This window comes from Burkholderia sp. LMG 13014, from assembly GCF_905232215.1.
GTDB lineage: Bacteria > Pseudomonadota > Gammaproteobacteria > Burkholderiales > Burkholderiaceae > Burkholderia.
The window spans coordinates 1-2,899 of sequence record NZ_CAJNKE010000679.1; the positions used below are offsets into that span (position 1 = coordinate 1).

The 2,899-nt window shown below is 67.3% G+C and carries 3 protein-coding genes; 1 reads left to right on the forward strand and 2 read right to left on the reverse strand.

Annotation, left to right across the window (positions count from 1 at the left end; translation table 11 throughout):
* The first annotated feature begins 199 nt into the window (after positions 1-199).
* Positions 200-1,150 carry a hypothetical protein gene (locus JYJ84_RS32970; RefSeq protein WP_175223450.1) on the forward strand — a complete coding sequence of 317 codons (951 nt, stop codon included), beginning with the start codon at positions 200-202 and terminating at the stop codon, positions 1,148-1,150.
* 78 nt (positions 1,151-1,228) lie between these two features.
* Here the strand turns inward: JYJ84_RS32970 and JYJ84_RS32975 are convergent, their stop codons facing one another.
* The gene (locus JYJ84_RS32975) at positions 1,229-1,921 is read right to left on the reverse strand and encodes a DUF2968 domain-containing protein (protein WP_205190005.1); all 693 of its coding nucleotides are present in this window, start codon (positions 1,919-1,921) and stop codon (positions 1,229-1,231) included.
* 115 nt (positions 1,922-2,036) lie between these two features.
* On the reverse strand, positions 2,037-2,899 hold an 863-nt coding region (locus JYJ84_RS32980), incomplete at its 5' end, for a gamma-glutamyl-gamma-aminobutyrate hydrolase family protein (protein WP_205190006.1).

A 2,899-nucleotide genomic window follows, 5' to 3' on the forward strand; every position in this document is an offset into this window, starting at 1 on the left:
GCCAACCCGACATTTGCCTTGTGTCGCCCCTGCCGTTGCCCTCGCAGCGTTCTCCTCGTACAAGTCGTCCCGAAACGGAAGCAAAAATCAGATTGATCTGATCGACCGGCCTTCGCCGGCTGACCACAATGTCTCGATTTGCAACGACAGTTCCGCGCCGCACCGGTACGGTTGCCCGTGTCGCGTAGCGCACCGCCCTATGACCCCATCGCACCTCGTCCCCGTTGCAGGCGTGCTCGCCCGCCCACGCGTCGCTCCGCTCGATCACGTGCCGTCGTTCGGCCGCGACTGGATCTTTCGCGACGCACCCGGTACGCAGCCCGGCAAGCACTGCATCGCGACACTGGCGACGTCCTGCATCGACGTGGACCGGCCGCACCGCGCGTGCCACTGGGCGCCGCTGCCCATCGCAGTGCCCGCCCCGATTTCCGACGGGTCGCCGGTTGCACTGCCTGCCGCCGCCGGCCGGCGCTCCCGCCGTATCGCCGGCGGCGCTCGCGACCGGCGTGCGAGGTACGCGCTCTGCTGGAGCATCGGCGCGCTCGGCATCATCGGCTGGCTGATCGCCACGCATGAACCCATTGCAGGACTCGGGCCCGCCTACGCGATTCAAACGGCCGACGGCGCACCCGATCACGCAACGTCGTCGTCCGGCACCGTGCGGGTCGCGACGGTTCAGCCGCATACGTCGTCGAACGCTGCGCCGCAGCGCAAGATGGCCGCGCCTGTCGCGACAACGGCCGGATCACCGCAGGCCACGCACCACGTCACACGTCATCCGGCATCGCTTCGTCCGCAGGCAACGTCCGACATGCCGCGCCAGGCCACTGCTTCGTCGCCCCGTTCGAACGGCAAGCACGGGACAGCGGCACCGGCCCGGCGCCCGACCATGCAGCGGCTGGCTGCGCGCCCGCCGGTCCGGCGCAACACGGTCGACACCCGGGCACGCGATCGGCTCGCGACCGCGCCGCGCGCAATCGCCCATTCACGCGACACACTCGACGATCCGCTCACGCTGATCGCGATGGCAAGCGCGCTGCGCGCTACGCAGCCAGCCCGCGCAACGCACGCCCCTCCGGTCAATTTCGACTGGACGACGCAACTGTCCCACCGCCGCGTGACCGATACGCCGGACGCATTTGCACGCTGACGGCCGCGCCATAAAAAAACCCGGCGAAGCTCGCTTCGCCGGGTTTTGCTCGTCTCTCCGCATCCGTCTGACGAATCGTTACTTATGCGCGGGCAGCCCCGTCTCGGTCTGCTTCTCGAGTTGTCGCACCTGCTCCTGCAGATCGCGCAGCTGCAGCTGCGCGGCCCGCTTCTCGACCTGCAGCGCCTGTGCCTGCTCCTGCGCCGACCGCTGCCGCTGCGCGACTTCGGCCTGCTGGCTGCGCGCAACGCTCAGGTCGGCCTGCAACTGCTGCGCACGATTCGCCTGCAGCGCGATCACACGCTCGAGAAACGCCTTCTGCGCCTCCAGCTCGGTACGGCGGATCTCGATATCGGCAAGTTGTACGGTCTGCTGAACGAAGTTCGCGTACACCATCTCCGCACGGCTCTTCTCCTGCGACCGGATCACGCGCCACAGGTGCTTGTCCTGGAACAGCGCGACGTAGTACGTCATCTCGCGCGGATCGAACATCAGGCTCGCGCCGTAGCTGCCGTTGTAGGTCGTGCGCATCTCGACGATCCGGCCGTCGTGCAGCATCTGCGTCAGCTCGGCGACGTTGCCTTGCGTGGACGCATCCGTCACAGCCACGCTGGTTGCCGCAGGGTCGCCACGCAGGCTCGTGACCGCCGGACGCGTGCCGGCGGCAGTCGCGGTCGCATCGGCAGACCAGGCCGTGCCCGCCTGCGCGCAGGCAGCCAGCGCAACGATCCACGTTGCGCATCGTGCAGGGGAAAAATTTCGGAAAGCCAACGTCAGACTCCGGCGAACGAATCGGGACTCGCGATTATCGTTCAAAACGAAACGGCCGCATCTCGAATTCATCGGGATGCGGCCGCCCTTCGTGAGACGCGAAGCGTGCGGCTTGCTACAGGCGTGTTTCGCGCGCCGCGCGCAGGAACGCATCGAGCAGCGGCGTGCAGTCGAGCAACTCCGAGCCGCCGGCACGATGGAACTCGGGGTGCCACTGCACGCCGACGACGAACGGCGAACGCCGATGGCGAATGCCTTCGATGATCCCGTCGCCGGCCGACACGGCCTCGATGTTCAGATCGCGGCCGAGATCGCGAATCGCCTGATGGTGAATCGAGTTGACGATCGCTTCACTGCGCCCGGGGAACATGCTCGCAAGCGTCGACGAATCCGGAAAGCGGATCGCGTGACGATGCTGGTCGTAATGCTCGCTCACGTGCGCATTCGCAGTCGGCACATCGGTGGCGATGTCCTGGTACAGCGAGCCGCCGAACGCGACGTTGATCAACTGGCAGCCGCGGCACACGCCGAGGACGGGTTTGCCGGATTCGACGAACTCGTGCAGCAGCTCGAGTTCGTACATGTCGCGCACGCGATCGCCCGGCCATTCAGGGCGGGCGTCGGAGGCGGCATAGGTTTGCGGCGATACGTCGGCGCCCCCCTGCAGCAGCAGGCCGTCGAGATGCTTCGCGTAATCGCGCAGGCGGATGTTGCTCGGATGAATCATGCCCTGGTGGCCGACGGTCGGGATCATGAACACGAGCACATCGCGCGACATCACCCAGTGGGCGATCGACTCCTCGAGATACTGCAGCGTCTTGCCGCGCAGCCCCTTCGCGCCCGGTTCCGGATGGAAGATCCGCGCCGACACGCCGATGCGCAGCGTGCGCTGCGTGATGCGCTGGCCGGCACGGTCGAACAGCCGGCGCGCACGCGCGACCACGATCCGGCCGAACACCGACCACGGCGTGTCGCTCT